Raw genomic sequence first — 17,073 nt, 5'->3', positions numbered from 1 at the left:
CACGTGAGTCTGCTGTTCTCGCCGCTGACGCTGCGCGGCACGACGTTCCGCAACCGCGTGTGGGTCTCTCCGATGTGCCAGTACTCGTCCCACCACGGGCACCCGACCGACTGGCATCTCGTCCACCTCGGTGCCTTGGCGCAGGGCGGAGCCGGTCTGGTGATGACCGAGGCGACCGCCGTGGTTCCCGAGGGCCGCATCTCGCCGGAGGACGCCGGCATCTGGAACGACGAGCAGGCCGCCGCCTACGAGCGGATCGTCGACTTCGTCCGCGGGCAGGGCGCCGTGCCGGGCATCCAGCTCGCCCACGCCGGCCGCAAGGCATCCACCCGCGCGCCGTGGCGCGGGCGCGGATACGTCCCGGTCGAGCAGGGCGGGTGGGAGACCGTCGGCCCGTCTCCGGTGGCGTACGCCGACTGGCCGGCGCCGCGGGAGCTCACCCCTGACGCGCTGAGGGAGCTGCCGGGTATCTGGGCCGACGGGGCCCGTCGCGCGCTGCGGGCGGGGTTCGAGGTCGCCGAGATCCACGCCGCGCACGGCTACCTGCTCCACGAGTTCCTGTCGCCGCTGTCCAACCGGCGTACCGACGCGTGGGGCGGCGACCTTGACGGCCGCAGCCGCCTGCTCGTGGACGTCGTCGACGCCGTCCGCGCCGTCTGGCCCGACGACCGGCCGCTGTTCGTCCGGCTCAGCGCCACCGACTGGGTCCCCGGCGGGCTCGAGGTGGACGAGGTGGCCCGGGTCGCGACCCGGCTCGCCGAGCTGGGCGTGGACCTGGTCGACGTCTCCAGCGGCGGCAACTCGCCCGACGCCAGGATCGCCGCCGGTCCCGGCTACCAGGTGCCGTTCGCGACCGAGATCAAGGAGGCGAGCGGCCTTCCGGTCGGCGCCGTCGGCCTGATCACCGAGCCTCGTCAGGCGGAGAAGATCCTGGCCGACGGCGAGGCCGATGCGGTCTTCCTCGGCCGCGAGCTGCTGCGCAATCCTCACTGGCCGCAGCTCGCCGCGGCCGAGCTGGGCGACGACGTGTACTGGCCCGACCAGTACCTCCGCGCGCGTCCCTGACGACGTCGGCGCACGCGCCTAGATTGATCACATGCAGGTCTACCTCGATCTCCTCCGGCGCATCCTCGACGACGGGGTCGAGAAGTCCGACCGCACCGGCACCGGCACGCTGAGCGTGTTCGGCCACCAGATGCGCTTCGACCTGGCCGAGGGCTTCCCGCTGGTGACCACCAAGAAGGTCCACACGCGATCGGTCTTCGCCGAGCTGCTGTGGTTCCTCCGCGGCGACACCAACGTCACGTGGCTGCAGGACCGCGGCGTCACGATCTGGGACGAGTGGGCCGACGGCGACGGGGAGCTCGGCCCGATCTACGGCTACCAATGGCGCTCCTGGCCGGCGCCCGACGGGCGACACGTCGACCAGATCGCCCAGGTCATCGACCAGATCCGGACCAACCCCGACAGCCGTCGCCACCTGGTCTCCGCGTGGAACGTCGCCGACATCCCCGAGATGGCGCTCGCGCCGTGCCACGCGATGTTCCAGTTCTACGTCGCACCCGGGGCCGACGGCGGGCCCGGCCGGCTGAGCTGCCAGCTCTACCAGCGCTCCGCCGACGTCTTCCTCGGCGTCCCGTTCAACATCGCGTCGTACGCCCTGCTCACCCACATGGTCGCCCAGGTCTGCGGGCTGGAGGCCGGCGACTTCGTGCACACCCTGGGCGACGCCCACCTCTACACCAACCATCTCGAGCAGGCCCGGCTCCAGCTCACCCGCGAGGCCCGGCCGCTTCCGACGTTGCGGCTCGACCCGTCCGTCACCCGGATCGACGCCTTCGACCTCGAGCACATCGCCGTCGAGGGCTACGACCCCCACCCGGGCATCAAGGCGCCCATTGCCGTCTGACGCGGAGCCGGCCCAACGACGCCTCACCCTGGTCGCGGCGTACGCCGCCAACCGAGTGATCGGCGACCGGGGCCGCATCCCGTGGCACATCTCGGAGGACTTCGCCCACTTCAAGGCCACCACCATGGGCGGGGTGCTGGTGATGGGGCGGGCGACGTACGACTCCATCGGTCGGCCCCTTCCGGGCCGGACCACGATCGTGGTCACCCGCAACCGCGACTGGTCCGCCGAGGGGGTGCTCGTCGCGCACTCCCTCGAGGACGCTCTCGACCGCGCCGGTGAGCAGCCCGGGGAGACCTTCGTCGTCGGGGGCACCCAGCTCTACGAGCAGGCCCTGCCGCTGGCCACCCACCAGGTGCTGACCGAGGTCGACCTGGCACCCGACGGCGACGCGCACTATCCCGAGTTCGACCTCGGCGAGTGGGTCGAGACCCGCCGCGAGCCGCGCGACGGGTTCGCCTGGGTCTGGTGGGAACGCCGCAGCTGACGGAACCGCCCGACGCACCAGTACGTCGGATCCGCATGCGCCGTCTGCTCGCCGTGGTCCTCCTGGCCGCTGCGCTGTCCGGCTGCGGTGGGCATGCGACCGCCACCCCGCGGACCACCTGCCCGCCGCCCGCCGGCGGGCGCTGCGCCCAGGACATCGCGTGGCACGGCCCGATCTACCTGACCCCGGACGGTCGCCGGCTGCACCAGCTGATCCTCTGCGGCGGCACGCTGCACGCCACCGAGACGACCGACTCGGTGACGATCCGGCTGCACCTCGGCGCCATCGGAGCCGGAGCCATGAGCTGCGCGAAGGTCGACGTCGGGGTGCGCCTCCGCGCGGCCGTGGGCGATCGGACCGTCGTCGACTCCGTCAGCGGCCGAGTGGTCCGTGTCGTCCACGGGGCTCCGCAGGACCCCAGGTCCAGCCCTACGCTGCGCGGGTGACTGTCGAGCTCCACCTACGCGTCGAGGCGGCGGGCGCCCACCCGCCGTACGAGCAGATCCGCACCCAGATCGCGGACCGGGTCGATGCGGGCGACCTCGCCGCCGGCACCCGACTGCCGAGCGTGCGCGCCCTCGCGGACGCACTGGGCGTCGCGACCAACACGGTGGCGCGCGCCTACCGGGAGCTCGAGCACGCCGGCGTCGTCACCACTCGCGGCCGGAACGGCACCGTCGTCAGCGGCGACGCCGGGGACCGGGCTGCCAAGGAGGCGGCCGTGCGGTACGCCGACGCGATGCGCGACCTCGGCGTCGGGCAGGATGAGGCACTCGAGCTGGTACGGCGCGCGTTCGACCGGCCTGCGAGCAGTTGAGGGCAATCGACATCCAGGGGGAGCACCGGTGCTGGTGCACGACGAGGTCCGTGAGGCCGTCGCCGAGGGGCGTGCGGTCGTCGCGCTCGAGAGCACGATCATCAGCCACGGCCTGCCACGACCCGACAACGCGCACCTGGCGCGGGAGTTCGAGCAGGCGGTTCGGGACGGCGGTGCGGTTCCGGCCACGGTGGCCGTGATCGACGGTCAGGCGCGGGTCGGGCTCGACGACGCGGCACTGGACCGGCTCGCCAACGACGAGGACGCCGTGAAGGTCAGCGTGCGCGAGCTGGCCACGGTGGCCAACCGCGGAGGTGTCGGCTCGACGACGGTTGCCTCGACCGCACACCTGGCGGCCCTGGCCGGTGTCACGGTCTTCGCCACCGGCGGACTCGGCGGAGTGCATCGCGGCGCCCAGGACACGTTCGACGAGTCCGCCGACCTCACCACGCTCTCGCGCACCGGCGTGCTCGTCGTCTGCGCGGGCGTGAAGTCGATCCTCGACGTCGGCGCCACGCTCGAGCGGCTCGAGACGCTGGGTGTCGGCGTGCTGGGATACCGGACCGACCGCTTCCCCGGTTTCTACCTCGACGACTCCGGGCACGACGTCGGCTGGCGCGTCGAGTCGCCGCGGGAGGTCGCTGCGATCCTCGCGGCTCGCGAAGGGGTCGGCACGGCCGGCCTGGGGCTGGTCCTCGCCAACCCGATCTCGGCCGACGACGAGCTCGACCGGGAACTCCACGACCGGCTCCTCGAGACCGGCCTCGCCGCGGCGGAGCGCGACGGGGTCCACGGCAAGGACGTCACGCCGTACCTCCTCGACTGGTTCCACCGCGAGAGCGGCGGCGAGTCGCTGCGCGCGAACGTCGCGCTGGTCCGTTCGAACGCGCGGCTGGCCGCCGAGGTGGCGTCGGCGTACGCCGCACGTAGCTCGTCGACGGAGTCGTGACGGTGACCTTCTTCTGTCTCGGCGACCTGATGGTCGACGTGGTCGCGCGGCTGTTCGGACCGCTGGCGGAGGGGTCGGACAGCCCGGGCGTCATCTCCTACGTCGGCGGCGGCTCGGCCGCGAACACGGCGGCCTGGCTGACCCGGGTGGGGGAGAGCACGGTCTTCGTCGGGGCGATCGGCGACGACCCGGCGGGGCAGTCGCAGGTCGAGAGCCTGCACCGGCTCGGCGTCGACGTCCGCTTCCGGGTCGACCACACCCGGCCGACCGGCACCTGCCTCGTGCTCGTCGCTCCTTCTGGGGAGCGGACGATGGTGCCCGACCCGGGTGCCAACCTGTCGCTGCTCGAGCACGACGTACCCGTCGACGAGTTCCGCGCCGGCGACCACCTGCACGTCTCCGGCTACGCCCTGCTCCGCGACTCGCGCGACGCTGCCCTGCACGCGCTGTCCGCCGCGGTGGCCGCCGGGATGACGGTGTCGGTCGGCGCGGCGTCCGCGGCACCGCTCCAGCAGCTGGGGCCGGAGGCGTTCCTGCGGATGGTGCCCGAGGACGCACACCTCTTCGCCAACGAGCGGGAGGCGGGGGTGCTGGTCGGCGGCGCGGGTGCCGCCGCGGACCTCGCGCGGGGGCTCGCGACCGACTCGCGCCAGGTCGTGGTCACCGCCGGATCGGGCGAGGCCGCATGGAGCAACGGCGAGGCCACGGCCACGATGGCCGCCGCTGCGCTGGACCGGCCGGAGCTGGACACGACCGGCGCCGGAGACGCGTTCGCCGCCGGCTTCCTGGCCGCCCGCGCCCGGGACGTCTCGCCCGAGGTCCGGCTGCGCGACGGGCACGCGCTCGCCGCCGCCGCCTGCCGCACCACCGGCGGCCGCCCCGAGGCCTGACCCTGCTGTGCGTGGCAGGGTGGCGGCATGGAGCTGCGCATCTTCCTCGAGCCTCAGCAGGGTGCGACGTACGACGACCAGCTGACGATCGCGCGCCTGGCCGAGGGCCTGGGATTCGGGGCGTTCTTCCGCTCGGATCACTACCTGGCGATGGGCGTCGACGGTCATCCGGGCCCGACCGACTCGTGGGTCACGTTGGCCGGGATCGCGCGCGAGACCGACACCATCCGGCTGGGCACACTGCTGACGTCGGCGACCTTCCGCTACCCCGGCCCGCTCGCCATCTCGGTCGCGCAGGTCGACCAGATGAGCGGCGGGCGCGTCGAGATCGGGGTCGGCGCGGGGTGGTACGACGCCGAGCACGCGGCGTACGCGATCCCCTTCCCGCCGGCGCCCGAACGCTTCGACAACCTCGAGGACACCCTCGCGATCCTGACCGGGCTCTGGGGCACCCCCGACGGCGAGACCTTCTCCTACGCCGGCTCGCGCCACTCCGTCACCGATTCCCCGGGGCTCCCGAAGCCGTTCCAGCAGCCGCACCCGCCGATCATCGTCGGCGGCAAGGGCGCGAAGCGGACGCCGGCCCTGGCCGCGCGCTTCGCCGACGAGTTCAACCTGCCGTTCGTCGGCCTGGACGAGAGCGAGCGGCAGATCGCCCGCGTACGCGCGGCCTGTGAGGAGATCGATCGCGACCCGGACGCGCTGGTCTACTCCAGCGCCCACACCGTGTGCGTCGGACCCGACGAGGCGGAGGTACGCCGACGCGCCGACTCCATCGGCCGCACGCCCGAGGACCTCCGCGCCAACGCCGTCGCCGGCACACCGCAGGAGGTCGTCGACACGATCGGGCAGTACGCCGCGCTGGGCGCGACGCGGATGTACCTCCAGGTGCTCGACATCCACGACCTCGAGCAGATCCACCTGATCGCCTCCGAGGTCATGCCGCACGTGTGACCCGCCGACACCCGAGCCGGCATCAGGCGATCACGCAGAACAGGTTCCCCTCGGGGTCGGCCAGCACCACGAAGTCGGCGTCCTCGGGATAGGTCCAGTCGGCCCGTGTGGCGCCCAACCCGACCAGCCGCTCGACCTCGGTCCCCAGGTCGGAGCTCGAGCGGTCGACCCACAGGTCGAGGTGCGTGCGGTCCGTCTCGTCGAGATGGACTCGCACCCCGTCGCCGTCCGGCGGGACGAGGAAGTCGGGGGCGCCCTCCTGGGCGCGGTAGCCCACCGCCTGCGGCCAGAACTCCGCCGCGCGCCGGGCGTTGCCGACGTTCAGCACGACGGCCCTGGCCTCAACCGCCATTGCCACTCCTTTCTGTCGGGGGCAAAGTCGTCGGATCGGTCGCCATCCGCCGATCGATCCCGGTCCCGTACGTCGGATGGCTTCCGCGCACGTGCACGTCGTACGCCGTGGCCGTCGCGACGTACAGCCGCAGGTCGCCGTCGCCGCTGAGCTCCTCCGGCGCGAACCGCCGACCGCCCCTCGACTGGTCGAACGCCTCGTCCAGCACCTCCGGCAGCTCGTGCTCCGCGAGCTCGCGGGCGGTCGCCGACATGTAGACGGCCTCGCTGGTGCCCGGCGAGGTCGATGAGTCGAAGACCACGATTCGCACCTCCGGGCGCTCGCGCACGTTGCGCGAGTGCTGCGCGTCCGGTGACGAGACCCAGTAGAAGTCCCGGTAGCGCGCCGGCGTGAAGTACACCGGGGACAACCGCGGCAGCCCGTCCGCCTCGACGGTGCCGAGCACCAGGTACCGGTTGCCGTCGATCACCCGTCTCGCCATCTCCGCCAGCTCGTCCTCGGCCATGCGGCCACCCTGACCGCAGCCGGTCGCCCGTGTCGAGCCGTCTCCGGCCGCGACCGCTCAGACGTGTGCGAGATCTGATGAACGGGTAAGTCAGGGGTGACAGGAGGGCGGATGAAGGCACTGACGGTCAAGCCCGGCGCGGCCGGGGACGTGAAGGTGGACGAGGTACCCGACCCCAGCCGGGAAGACGGCGACCTGCTCGTCGAGGGCGTCGCGGTCGGCGTGTGCGGCACCGACAAGGAGATCGTGCGCGGCGAGTACGGATGGGCGCCCGAGGGCCGCGATCGGCTGGTGATCGGGCACGAGTCGCTCGGCCGGGTCCTGGAGGCGCCGGAGGGAAGCACCCACGCCTCCGGCGACCTCGTCGTCGGAGTCGTCCGCCGGCCCGACCCGCAGCCCTGCGGCGCCTGCGCGCACGGGGAGTGGGACATGTGCCGCAACGGTCAGTACACCGAACGGGGCATCAAGGAGGTCGACGGGTACGCCAGCGAGCAGTGGACGGTGCCCGAGAAGTACGCCGTCGGCGTGGCAGGACACCTCGGGCTCGCCGGCGTGCTGCTGGAGCCCACCAGCGTCGTGGCGAAGGCCTGGGAGCAGGTCGACCGGGTGGGAGCCCGGGCCTGGTTCGAGCCGCACACCGCTCTGGTCACCGGCGCCGGGCCGATCGGCCTCCTGGCGGCCATGATCGGGGTGCAGCGCGGCCTCGACGTGCACGTCCTCGACCGGGTCACCGACGGCCCCAAGCCCGACCTCGTGCGCGACCTCGGCGCGACGTACCACTCCACCTCGATCACGGAGATCGCTCAGCAGGCACGCCCGGACGTCGTGATCGAGGCGACGGGCGTCGGCCAGCTCGTGTTCCAGGCGATGGCCGAGAACGCGCCGTACGGCATCGTCTGCCTGACCGGGGTCTCTCCGACGGGGCGCACCCTCGAGGTCGACGCGGGCGGGCTCAACCGCAGCCTCGTGCTCGAGAACGACGTGGTCGTGGGCTCGGTCAACGCCAACCTGCGGCACTACCAAGCCGCCGCGGACGCGCTCGCCGCGGCGGACGTCTCGTGGCTGCGCCGCCTGATAACGCGCCAGGTCCCGCTCGACGAGGCGCCCAGCTCCTTCGACGCCCCGTCTTCCGACGACGTCAAGGTCGTGATCACGCTCGGCGATGCCCCGGACCAGCCTGCTGCCGCTGGCTGAGGCCGTCCCCACCAGCCGGCCCCGCGGCGTCGCCCTGGTCGTTGTGCCGCGGGAGCGCTAGCGTGCGCCGGTGCACGCGTCCCGCTTGGACGAGACCCTGAGCCATGCTGCCGCGGGCGCGGGGGTGCCTGGCGCGCAGGCAGTGGTTCTCCGCGACGGCGACGAGCTGTGGAGCGGGGTCTACGGGCTGGCGGACATCGCGGCTGGGACACCGGTCACCGACGACACCGTGTTCTGCCTGGCCAGCGTCGGGAAGCTGCTTCTCGCGACCTTCATCCTCCATCGTGCCGAGCGAGGTCTCCTCGACCTGGACGCCCCGATTGCGTCCGTGCTCGGTCGGGAGATTCCGGGCACCGATGTGGTGACGATGCGGATGCTGCTGGCTCACACGGCGGGATACCCGGACGTCTACGAGTCGCCCGGGGTCCAGGTGCTGATGCCGCCGGAGAAGCCGGGCGAGACCAGCGACTACGACCCGGACCGGCCGTTCACCTGGTCGATGCTGGCGCCGGGGTACCGGGAGCCGGTCGAGCCGGGTCGCCACTGGGCGTACTCCAACGGCGGGTACATCGTGCTGACCGAGGTGCTCGCTCGTCTGCTCGGCGGCCCCGCCGAGCTGATGGCGGCCTGGGCGGGCTTCGTGGCATCGGACGCGCGGCTCGGCCTCGGAGACGGGTTGCTGACCCCGGAGCGTTCCGAGTCGGCCCGCTCGCGCCTCGCCCACGGGTACTGCCGGCAGGACGGAGGGCCGTACGCCGACGTGAACGCCGACCACCCGGCGATCGGGATCCCTACGGACCTGTACGGTCTGCCGTTCGGAGACGGCATGTTCGCCGGTACCGCGCGCGGGGCCGGTCGTTTCCTGGACGCGGTCTTCGTCCGCGGCGCCTTCCTGGGAGAGCCGACCCTCGCGCAGATGACCGTGACCAGCGCCCAGGCCGCCGCCGACGGACCCGCGGAACCCGGCCTGGACACCTACGGGCTGGGCACGTTCCGCATCCCGGAGTCCGGCGCTGCCTGGCAGGGCCACTCGGGGACCTACGGAGGGTTCTCGGCGCTCGCCGCAACGCGTCGCGCCGACGGCGTCACCCTGGTCGTCCTCACCAACGGGATGACCGACGACGTCCAGCCGGCGCGGTCGATCTGGCGGGAGCTCGCGGCCACGTGCACGGCATGACCGGTGGTCACGGGTAGCCTGATCGCATGACGTCCCCGGCGCCTTTCGGGCGGATGCTGACGGCGATGGCCACGGCGTTCACCGACGACGGATCGGTGGATCTCGACGGTACGGCGGCGATCGCCCACCACCTCGTCGAGCACGGTCACGACGGCGTCGTGGTCAGCGGGACCACCGGCGAGAGCCCGACGACGTCCGCGGCCGAGGCGGGAGACATCCTGCGCGTCGTCAAGGACGCGGTCGGCGACCGGGCGACCGTCATCGCCGGCGTCGGCACCAACTCCACCGCGCACAGCATCGAGCTGGCCCAGCAGGCCGAGAAGCTCGGGGCCGACGCGCTCCTGCTCGTGACGCCGTACTACAACAAGCCGGGCCAAGCCGGCGTGCTCCACCACTTCCAGCAGGTCGTCGCCGCGACGGGCACGCCGGTGGTCCTGTACGACGTCCCGGGGCGCACCGGCACCCAGATCGACCTCGAGACCTACGCGCGGATCAAGGGCGACACCGTGGTCGCGGTCAAGGACGCGGTCGGCGACTTCGCGCGCGGCGTACGCCTCCTCGAGCTCGGGTACGCCGTCTACAGCGGCGACGACGCGGCCAACCTCGCCTGGCTCGCGCACGGCGCGAGCGGAGTGGTCAGCGTGGTCGGCCACGCGGGGGGCCGCCAGATCCGCTCGATGATCGAGGACTTCCTCGACGGCAACACCACCGCCGCCCTCAAGACCTACCAGCGCCTCCTGCCGGCGACGAACGCGATCATGGGTGTCCCGAACTACGGCGCCACCACCGCCAAGGCCTGCCTGCAGCTCCTCGGCGTCCTCGACAACCGCAACGTCCGCGGCCCGCTGGTCCCGTTGACCGACGAGGAGGTCGACGCACTCCGCGCCGGCCTCGAGGCCTCGTCGCTGCTGTGATCCCCAACCAGAGGGAGACCCCTTGAGTCACCCACATCCTGAGCTCTCCACGCCGGCCGCACTGCCGAAGGGGGGCTTACGGATCTATCCGCTCGGCGGGCTGGGCGAGGTCGGCCGCAACATGACCGTCTTCGAGTACGACGGCCGGCTGCTGATCGTCGACTGCGGCGTGCTCTTCCCCGAGGAGTCGCACCCCGGGGTCGACCTGATCCTCCCCGACTTCGACGCGATCCGGGACCGGCTCGACCAGGTCGAGGCGCTGGTGCTGACGCACGGGCACGAGGACCACATCGGCGCCACGCCGTACCTCCTGCGCGAGCGCGGCGACATCCCGCTGGTCGGCTCCGAGCTCACCCTGGCCCTGCTGGACTCCAAGCTCCGCGAGCACCGGCTCCAGGAGACCGTGCACCACAAGGTGCAGGCCGGTGTCCGCCTGGGCCTGGGTCCGTTCGGCCTGGAGTTCGTGGCGGTCAACCACTCGATCCCGGACGCCCTCGCGGTGGCCATCCGCACCGGTGCGGGTCTGGTGCTGCACACCGGCGACTTCAAGATGGACCAGCTGCCGCTGGACCGCCGGATCACCGACCTCCGCTCGTTCGCGAGGCTGGGGGAGGAGGGCGTCGACCTCTTCCTCACCGACTCCACGAACGCCGAGGTGCCCGGCTTCACGACGTCCGAGCAGAACATCGCCCCCGTTCTCGACCGGGTCTTCCACGACAGCGACCAGCGCATCATCGTGGCCTGCTTCGCCTCGCACGTGCACCGGGTGCAGCAGGTGCTCGACACCGCCGTCCGGCACGGCCGCAAGGTCGGGTACGTCGGCCGCTCGATGGTCCGCAACATGGGCATCGCTCAGGACCTCGGCTACCTCCACGTCCCCCCGGACGTGATGGTCGACGCCAAGGACCTCGCCGACCTCCCACCCGACCGGCAGGTGCTGATCTCGACGGGGAGCCAGGGCGAGCCGATGTCGGCGCTGAGCCGGATCGCACAGCGCAACCACAACTTCGTGCACATCGAGGAGGGCGACACCGTCATCCTCGCCAGCTCGCTGATCCCCGGAAACGAGAACGCCGTCTACAAGGTGATCAACGGCCTCGCCCGGCTCGGGGCGAAGGTCGTGCACAAGGGCAACGCGCTGGTCCACGTCTCCGGGCACGCCAGCGCCGGCGAGCTGCTCTACGCCTACAACATCGTCAGGCCGCGCAACGTGCTGCCCGTGCACGGCGAGTTCCGGCACATGAAGGCGAACGCCGACCTCGCGAAGGCGACCGGCGTCGAGAACGTCGTGATCGCCGAGGACGGTGTCGTCGTCGACCTGGTCGACGGGGTCGCCAGCATCGCGGGCAAGGTCGACTGCGGCTACGTCTTCGTCGACGGCTCCAACATCGGCGACATCACCGAGTCCGACCTGAAGGACCGCCGGATCCTCGGCGAGGAGGGGTTCGTCTCGGTGATCGTCGTGATCGACTCGGTCAGCGGGAAGGTCTCCAGCGGCCCCGAGATCCATGCCCGCGGCTTCGCCGAGGACGACAGCGCGTTCGACGACATCAAGCAGCCGATCGTCGACGCTCTCGACCAGGCGATCCGCGACGGCACGGACGACACCTACCAGCTCCAGCAGGTGGTACGCCGAGTGGTCGGCCGCTGGGTCAACCGCGAGCTCCGCCGGCGGCCGATGATCATCCCGGTCGTGATCGAGGCATAGGAGGCGGGTGCCTCCTATGCCTCGTGGGTCCACATCGGGGGGTGTTACATCGGGTCGCGTTCGTCCCTGACGCGGCGACCCGTGGTCGTGGTCGTGGCGGTGCCCGTGCCCATCGCGGTGTCGCGCTCGGTGTCGGCAACCACCGCGCGCTCGCGGGCGAACCTGGCGTCGCGGACCGACACCACGCTCATCCGGCCCAGCGCCATCGCCGCCAGGAAGACGATCACGACGCCCAGACCCAGGAAGAAGCCGATCCACTCAGCGATCTGCCCGAGGTTGCTCGTCGCAGTCGGTGCACCGGCCTGCATCACGCCGTCGTTCCAGAGCATGCTGAACCACTGGCCGGTGACGAACCAGGCGCCACCCGCTGCGGCCAGCCACGCTCCGGCCGACCCGCTGATCCGGCTGGCGCTACCCATCACGGCCAGCCCGCCGAGCACCGTGGCGGCCGCGGGCAGCACCTCGAGCCAGAGGCGCCCCATGGTCCAGTGCCAGGTGATGTCCGGGGTGAAGCTGTAGCCGAACGCCGGCCCCACGAACGGGACCAGGCCGCCCCAGATGCCCAAGAGGACGATCAACAGGCCGCTTGCCGCTCCGCGGGAGCGGGGCATGTGCAAGCGGTCGTGCATGGTCAGCTCGGACTCGTGCCGTGTGGCGACCATGTGTCTCAACTCCTTCCGAGGAGGACAATCCACCGCTTGGCCCGTACCCCGGCCGACCCGTCTTCATGCGGGAAACAGGCGCTCGCCGCGGGTGTCACGAGCGCGGGACGGAGGCGGAGATTCACGTCGCTGCGAGCACGCCGGCGACGATCAGGGCCTGGCCCACGTGGTAGGTCACCATCACCGCAACCGGCGCCCACGGACGCGGCGCGACGAAACGGTCGACGGCCAGGATCGAGTCACTCACGGCGAACACGGCCGCGCCTGTGGCGATCCGGGCTTCGCCGGTGTCGAAGGCGAGGATCACCATCGCCCCGATCACGACGGTGTACGCCGCCACCGGCAGCGCCAGAGCCTGCCCGCCCCGGAGGAACGTCGCCGGGACGACGTGTCGGGTGGCGAGCAGGCAGCCGAAGAGCACCGGCCATGCCACCCACGCCCATCCGGCCGGGTCGAGGCCGATCCGCGTGAACGACACGACGTAGGCCAGGTGCCCGACCAGGAACGCCGCCAGCCCGAGCCGGAAGCGGCTCTCGGTGCGACCGAGCAGGGACACGTCCCCGACCAGCCCCAGCACCAGGGCGACGAGCAGCCACAGTCCGGCGGGGGTGCCGGTGCCGCCGAGGACCAGCGCCACCAGGATCAGGGCGAGGAGCGTCGCCGGCTTCGCCCACGTCTCGGTACGCCGGTCGCCGCGGCCGACGGCGTACCAGTCCACGAGGGCGAGCACCGCCGGGACGACCCAGAGCGCCTGCACCGCGGCAGCATGACAGGCCCATCGGCAGACGTGCCAAGGTGACCCCATGAACGTGAGCGAACTCCTGACCGACGCCCTGGGCCGTGTCCGCGAGCAGATCCCCGACGTCGTCGGGGGCCTCGGCGACGACGACCTCGCCTGGCGACCCGATCCCGAGGCCAACTCCATCGCCTGGCTGGTGTGGCACCTCAGCCGGATCGAGGACGACCACGTCGCTGGCGTAGCCGGCAGCGAGCAGGTGTGGACCGCCGACGGGTGGGTCGACCGGTTCGGGCTGCCCTTCGACGAGGGTGAGCACGGGTACGGGATGAGCGCCGCCGACGTCGGGAAGGTCAAGGTGGGCGGCGACCTGCTGGCCGGCTACTACGACGCGGTGTCGCGCCGTACCGCCGACTACGTCGCCGGGTTGCAGCCCGACGACCTCGACCGCGTCGTTGACAGGGCGTGGGATCCCCCGGTGACCCTCGGCGTCCGGCTGGTCAGCGTGGTCAACGAGGTGAACGCACACCTCGGCCAGGCTCAGTACGTCCGGGGCCTCCTCGAGCGTCGGTAGCAAGACGGCCCTCCGCGCGCGGCGTGTGGTCCGTGTGACTGGAGTGACGGTGACCTAGATTCGTCACCATGGCGACCCGTACGTCTTCCCCGCCGGGTTCGCGGAGCAGGGCCAAGTCGTCTGCCCGGCCTTCTGCGCGTTCCCGGGGTACGACCAAGAAGAAGCGACCCCGCGCGTCCACGCGCAGGAAGCGCGGTCCGGTCCTGCGCCTGTTCGGCGTCGTCGGCCGTGGGGTGGCGGCGGTGTGGCTCGGGATCGCCCACGCCATCGGGGCCGTGGCCCGCAAGATCGGCAGAACCGCCCACGATCTGGAGCCCGAGCACCGGCGTGACGGGTTCGGCCTGTTCCTCTTCGGCCTCGCCGTGGTGGTCGCGGCCGCCGTCTGGTGGCAGCTGCCCGGCGGACTGATGGCGGGCGCTCGTACCGTGGTCGCCGGCTCGGTCGGCAAGGTGGGCTGGCTGGTGCCGCTGATGCTGGTCTGGGTCGGCTGGCGGAACATGCGCGACCCGGAGCGCAACGGCCCGGCGGGCCGTCAGGTCGTGGGCTGGGTCGCGCTCGCCTTCGGTGTCCTCGGCACGGTCCACATCGCCGCCGGGAACCCGGCCCCCGTCAACGGCGACTCGTCCGACCTTCGCGACGCCGGCGGCGCGATCGGGTACGTCGTGTCGAGCCTGCTCCTCGACCTGCTCCGCACGGCCTACGTCGTGGTGCCGCTGCTGCTCCTGCTCGCCTTCTTCGGGCTGCTGGTGGTGACCGCGACCCCGGTCTACCAGGTGCCGGCCAAGCTGGCCGCGTTCCGCGACCGGGTGCTCGGCCGCACCCCGGTCGAGCAGTCCGACCTCCCCGAGAACGGCGTGCGCAGCCGGCGTCGTCGCTCGTTCGGCGAGGACGAGTACGACCCGGAGATGGGGGACCCGGCGTACGACAGTCCGGTGCTGACGGATCGCGAGCTCAAGAAGCGACGCAAGCGCGGCGAGGTCGACGACACCCAGGCCGGCGGCGACTCGACGCAGGCGGGGGCGGTCACCGATGCCATGCCCGACCCGATGGCCGACACGGCCGCGGACCTGGTCGCCCCGCCGCACACCCCGCTGCCGGAGCGGATGGAGCAGCTCGAGCTGTCCGGCGACGTCGTCTACAGCCTTCCCGGCAACGACGTGCTGCGTCCCGGCTCGCCGCACAAGGCCCGTTCGCGCGCCAGCGACGGCGTGGTCGACCGGCTCACCCAGGTGCTGGAGGAGTTCGGGATCGACGCCCAGGTCACCGGCTACACCCGAGGCCCGACCGTGACCCGCTACGAGGTCGAGCTCGGGCCGGCGGTCAAGGTCGAGAAGGTCACCGCGCTGTCGAAGAACATCGCGTACGCCGTGGCCTCGGCCGACGTGCGGATCCTCAGCCCGATCCCGGGCAAGTCCGCGATCGGCATCGAGATCCCCAACTCCGACAAGGAGATCGTCTCCCTCGGCGACGTCCTCCGGTCGGGCACCTCGCGCTCCGACCACCACCCGCTCGTGGTCGGCCTCGGCAAGGACGTCGAGGGCGGGTTCGTGGTCGCCAACCTCGCGAAGATGCCCCACCTGCTGGTGGCCGGAGCGACCGGCTCCGGCAAGTCGAGCTTCATCAACTCGATGGTGACCTCGCTGCTGATGAGGTCGACCCCCGACGAGGTGCGGATGATCATGGTCGACCCGAAGCGGGTCGAGCTGAACGCCTATGAGGGCATCCCGCACCTGATCACCCCGATCATCACCAGCCCGAAGAAAGCCGCGGAGGCCCTGGCGTGGGTCGTGCGCGAGATGGATCTGCGCTACGACGACCTGGCCAACTTCGGATTCCGCCACGTCGACGACTTCAACAAGGCCGTCCGGGCGGGGAAGGTGAAGGTGCCGCCGGGCAGCGAGCGCGAGGTCGCGCCGTACCCCTATCTGGTCGTGGTCGTCGACGAGCTCGCGGACCTGATGATGGTGGCCCCTCGTGACGTCGAGGACGCGGTCGTCCGGATCACCCAGCTGGCCCGGGCCGCGGGCATCCACCTGGTGCTGGCGACCCAGCGACCGAGCGTCGACGTGGTCACCGGCCTGATCAAGGCGAACGTGCCGTCGCGGCTGGCGTTCGCGACGTCCAGCCTCGCCGACAGCCGGGTGATCCTCGACCAGCCCGGCGCGGAGAAGCTGGTCGGCCAGGGCGACGGGTTGTTCCTGCCGATGGGCGCGTCCAAGCCTGTGCGTGTCCAGGGCTCCTGGGTCACCGAGGCGGAGATCCACCAGGTGGCGGCGCACTGCAAGAAGCAGCTGTCGCCGACGTACCGCGAGGACGTCACCGTCCCGCAGCAGAGCAAGAGGGAGCTCGACGACGACATCGGCGACGACCTCGACCTGGTGGTCCAGGCGGTCGAGCTGGTGGTGTCGACGCAGTTCGGCTCCACCTCGATGCTGCAACGCAAGCTCCGCGTCGGCTTCGCGAAGGCGGGCCGGTTGATGGACATTCTCGAGAGTCGTGGCGTGGTCGGGCCGTCGGAGGGCTCGAAGGCGCGCGACGTACTGGTGAAACCCGATGAGATCGACGCCGTGATCGCCACCCTGAACGGGGAGATGGGGGCCTGACATGACCGACGCCACGACCCACAGCGTGACGGACGAGTCCGTCCGGGAGGCGATCGGCGACCCGGTCGCCGCGCCCGAGCATCTGGTGGAGGTACGCCGCCGCACCGGGCTGGCCGCCGCGCTCGGCGCCGGCGCGTCGCTGGTCGGCGTGGCCTACCTCGCCCGCGCCGCGAGCGGGGGTGGGGTCCTGGACTGGATCCTCGCCGCGGTCCTCGGCGCGATCGGCGTGCTGAACCTGGCCGCGCTCGTCGACGCGCGCACACCGCTGCTCGTGGCCGACGACCTGGGGATCCGGCTGCGGCTCGGGCGCACCTGGGTCGGACTGCCCTGGGGCGGTCTCCACGAGGTCGAGCACCGGATCCGGAGCACCTGGTGGCGCGACGGGCTGCTCACGGTCCGGACCCACTACGTGCAACGGATCCTGGAGGACCTCGACCCCGGTGCTCGTCGCGCGGCGGGGTTCAACCGGCGGCTGCACCGATCGGCGCTGGCGGTCCCGCTCGGGGTCGGGACCCGGGTCGTCGGCGCCGTTCCGGACCTGACCACCGTCCTCCGCGCGCTCGCCGACGGCCGCACCCCGGTCGTCGAGACCGAGCCGATCGCCGAACCCACTCAGCCCACTCAGCCCACGCTGCCACGACT

19 protein-coding genes are annotated in these 17,073 nt (G+C 71.9%); 15 read left to right on the top strand and 4 right to left on the bottom strand.

The window, feature by feature from the left end; all coding sequences use genetic code 11:
- Positions 1-3 precede the first annotated feature (3 nt).
- From VGK78_RS19730 to VGK78_RS19695, 8 genes are read left to right on the top strand one after another with little or no spacing between them, the layout of a single operon-like run.
- Entirely contained in the window at positions 4-1,065 is a 1,062-nt protein-coding gene (locus tag VGK78_RS19730) for an NADH:flavin oxidoreductase/NADH oxidase (protein ID WP_331529452.1), read from the top strand.
- Positions 1,066-1,096: 31 nt separating this feature from the next.
- Positions 1,097-1,909, top strand: coding sequence for a thymidylate synthase (locus VGK78_RS19725; protein WP_331529451.1), 813 nt, complete (start codon positions 1,097-1,099; stop codon positions 1,907-1,909).
- On the top strand, positions 1,899-2,396 hold the full coding sequence (locus VGK78_RS19720; RefSeq protein WP_331529450.1) for a dihydrofolate reductase: 498 nt from the start codon (positions 1,899-1,901) through the stop codon (positions 2,394-2,396). The genes VGK78_RS19725 and VGK78_RS19720 overlap by 11 nt, the downstream gene beginning before the upstream one ends.
- Positions 2,397-2,431: 35 nt before the next feature.
- Positions 2,432-2,842 (top strand): hypothetical protein, encoded by a 411-nt coding sequence (locus VGK78_RS19715; RefSeq protein WP_331529449.1) that lies wholly within the window; start codon positions 2,432-2,434, stop codon positions 2,840-2,842.
- Positions 2,839-3,213: a GntR family transcriptional regulator gene (locus VGK78_RS19710; protein ID WP_331529448.1), complete on the top strand. Its 375-nt coding sequence runs from the start codon at positions 2,839-2,841 to the stop codon at positions 3,211-3,213. Before VGK78_RS19715 ends, VGK78_RS19710 begins: the two co-directional genes overlap by 4 nt.
- A 28-nt stretch (positions 3,214-3,241) precedes the next feature.
- Complete coding sequence (locus VGK78_RS19705; protein ID WP_331529447.1) at positions 3,242-4,162, top strand: pseudouridine-5'-phosphate glycosidase; 921 nt, start codon at positions 3,242-3,244, stop codon at positions 4,160-4,162.
- A gap of 2 nt (positions 4,163-4,164) precedes the next feature.
- Positions 4,165-5,052, top strand: coding sequence for a carbohydrate kinase family protein (locus VGK78_RS19700; RefSeq protein ID WP_331529446.1), 888 nt, complete (start codon positions 4,165-4,167; stop codon positions 5,050-5,052).
- A gap of 27 nt (positions 5,053-5,079) precedes the next feature.
- Positions 5,080-6,006, top strand: coding sequence for an LLM class F420-dependent oxidoreductase (locus VGK78_RS19695; protein WP_331529445.1), 927 nt, complete (start codon positions 5,080-5,082; stop codon positions 6,004-6,006).
- 22 nt (positions 6,007-6,028) lie between these two features.
- Here the strand turns inward: VGK78_RS19695 and VGK78_RS19690 are convergent, their stop codons facing one another.
- Entirely contained in the window at positions 6,029-6,358 is a 330-nt protein-coding gene (locus tag VGK78_RS19690; protein WP_331529444.1) for a VOC family protein, read from the bottom strand.
- A complete protein-coding gene (locus VGK78_RS19685; RefSeq protein WP_331529443.1) occupies positions 6,348-6,863 on the bottom strand; it encodes a pyridoxamine 5'-phosphate oxidase family protein in 516 nt (171 codons plus the stop codon). Before VGK78_RS19685 ends, VGK78_RS19690 begins: the two co-directional genes overlap by 11 nt.
- Positions 6,864-6,974: 111 nt before the next feature.
- Here VGK78_RS19685 and VGK78_RS19680 point away from each other — a divergent pair, with 111 nt between their 5' ends.
- From VGK78_RS19680 to VGK78_RS19665, 4 genes are all read left to right on the top strand, one after another.
- The gene (locus VGK78_RS19680) at positions 6,975-8,057 is read left to right on the top strand and encodes a glucose 1-dehydrogenase (protein WP_331529442.1); all 1,083 of its coding nucleotides are present in this window, start codon (positions 6,975-6,977) and stop codon (positions 8,055-8,057) included.
- 70 nt (positions 8,058-8,127) lie between these two features.
- Positions 8,128-9,234 (top strand): serine hydrolase domain-containing protein, encoded by a 1,107-nt coding sequence (locus tag VGK78_RS19675; RefSeq protein WP_331529441.1) that lies wholly within the window; start codon positions 8,128-8,130, stop codon positions 9,232-9,234.
- 26 nt (positions 9,235-9,260) lie between these two features.
- Entirely contained in the window at positions 9,261-10,148 is an 888-nt protein-coding gene (dapA, locus tag VGK78_RS19670; protein WP_331529440.1) for a 4-hydroxy-tetrahydrodipicolinate synthase, read from the top strand.
- A gap of 22 nt (positions 10,149-10,170) precedes the next feature.
- Entirely contained in the window at positions 10,171-11,856 is a 1,686-nt protein-coding gene (locus tag VGK78_RS19665) for a ribonuclease J (protein WP_331529439.1), read from the top strand.
- A 44-nt stretch (positions 11,857-11,900) separates the two neighbouring features.
- On the opposite strand, the gene VGK78_RS19660 is transcribed toward VGK78_RS19665, so the two are convergent.
- Both VGK78_RS19660 and VGK78_RS19655 read right to left on the bottom strand, forming a co-directional pair.
- Positions 11,901-12,518: a hypothetical protein gene (locus tag VGK78_RS19660; protein ID WP_331529438.1), complete on the bottom strand. Its 618-nt coding sequence runs from the start codon at positions 12,516-12,518 to the stop codon at positions 11,901-11,903.
- Positions 12,519-12,639: 121 nt separating this feature from the next.
- A complete protein-coding gene (locus VGK78_RS19655; protein ID WP_331529437.1) occupies positions 12,640-13,275 on the bottom strand; it encodes a lysoplasmalogenase in 636 nt (211 codons plus the stop codon).
- A gap of 46 nt (positions 13,276-13,321) precedes the next feature.
- Here VGK78_RS19655 and VGK78_RS19650 point away from each other — a divergent pair, with 46 nt between their 5' ends.
- From VGK78_RS19650 to VGK78_RS19640, 3 genes are all read left to right on the top strand, one after another.
- Entirely contained in the window at positions 13,322-13,828 is a 507-nt protein-coding gene (locus VGK78_RS19650; RefSeq protein ID WP_331529436.1) for a mycothiol transferase, read from the top strand.
- A gap of 68 nt (positions 13,829-13,896) precedes the next feature.
- Positions 13,897-16,431 carry a DNA translocase FtsK gene (locus tag VGK78_RS19645; RefSeq protein ID WP_331529435.1) on the top strand — a complete coding sequence of 845 codons (2,535 nt, stop codon included), beginning with the start codon at positions 13,897-13,899 and terminating at the stop codon, positions 16,429-16,431.
- Between the two features lies 1 nt (position 16,432).
- The coding region (locus tag VGK78_RS19640; RefSeq protein WP_331529434.1) for a hypothetical protein at positions 16,433-17,073 on the top strand (641 nt) is incomplete at its 3' end.

The sequence above is a fragment of the Nocardioides sp. genome, from assembly GCF_036503465.1.
Lineage (GTDB): Bacteria > Actinomycetota > Actinomycetes > Propionibacteriales > Nocardioidaceae > Nocardioides.
The sequence above is the reverse complement of the archived record's forward strand: the minus strand, read 5'-3'. Positions and strand labels throughout refer to the sequence as shown.

What these genes read in the sequence shown, in the direction of transcription:
- VGK78_RS19725 (WP_331529451.1), top strand. Translation starts at nt 1,097, where the DNA reads ATGCAGGTCTACCTCGATCTCCTCCGGCGCATCCTCGACGACGGGGTC.
- VGK78_RS19715 (WP_331529449.1), top strand. Translation starts at nt 2,432, where the DNA reads ATGCGCCGTCTGCTCGCCGTGGTCCTCCTGGCCGCTGCGCTGTCCGGC.
- VGK78_RS19695 (WP_331529445.1), top strand. Translation starts at nt 5,080, where the DNA reads ATGGAGCTGCGCATCTTCCTCGAGCCTCAGCAGGGTGCGACGTACGAC.
- VGK78_RS19690 (WP_331529444.1), bottom strand. Translation starts at nt 6,358, where the DNA reads ATGGCGGTTGAGGCCAGGGCCGTCGTGCTGAACGTCGGCAACGCCCGG.
- VGK78_RS19685 (WP_331529443.1), bottom strand. Translation starts at nt 6,863, where the DNA reads ATGGCCGAGGACGAGCTGGCGGAGATGGCGAGACGGGTGATCGACGGC.
- VGK78_RS19680 (WP_331529442.1), top strand. Translation starts at nt 6,975, where the DNA reads ATGAAGGCACTGACGGTCAAGCCCGGCGCGGCCGGGGACGTGAAGGTG.
- dapA (WP_331529440.1), top strand. Translation starts at nt 9,261, where the DNA reads ATGACGTCCCCGGCGCCTTTCGGGCGGATGCTGACGGCGATGGCCACG.
- VGK78_RS19660 (WP_331529438.1), bottom strand. Translation starts at nt 12,518, where the DNA reads ATGGTCGCCACACGGCACGAGTCCGAGCTGACCATGCACGACCGCTTG.
- VGK78_RS19650 (WP_331529436.1), top strand. Translation starts at nt 13,322, where the DNA reads ATGAACGTGAGCGAACTCCTGACCGACGCCCTGGGCCGTGTCCGCGAG.
- VGK78_RS19645 (WP_331529435.1), top strand. Translation starts at nt 13,897, where the DNA reads ATGGCGACCCGTACGTCTTCCCCGCCGGGTTCGCGGAGCAGGGCCAAG.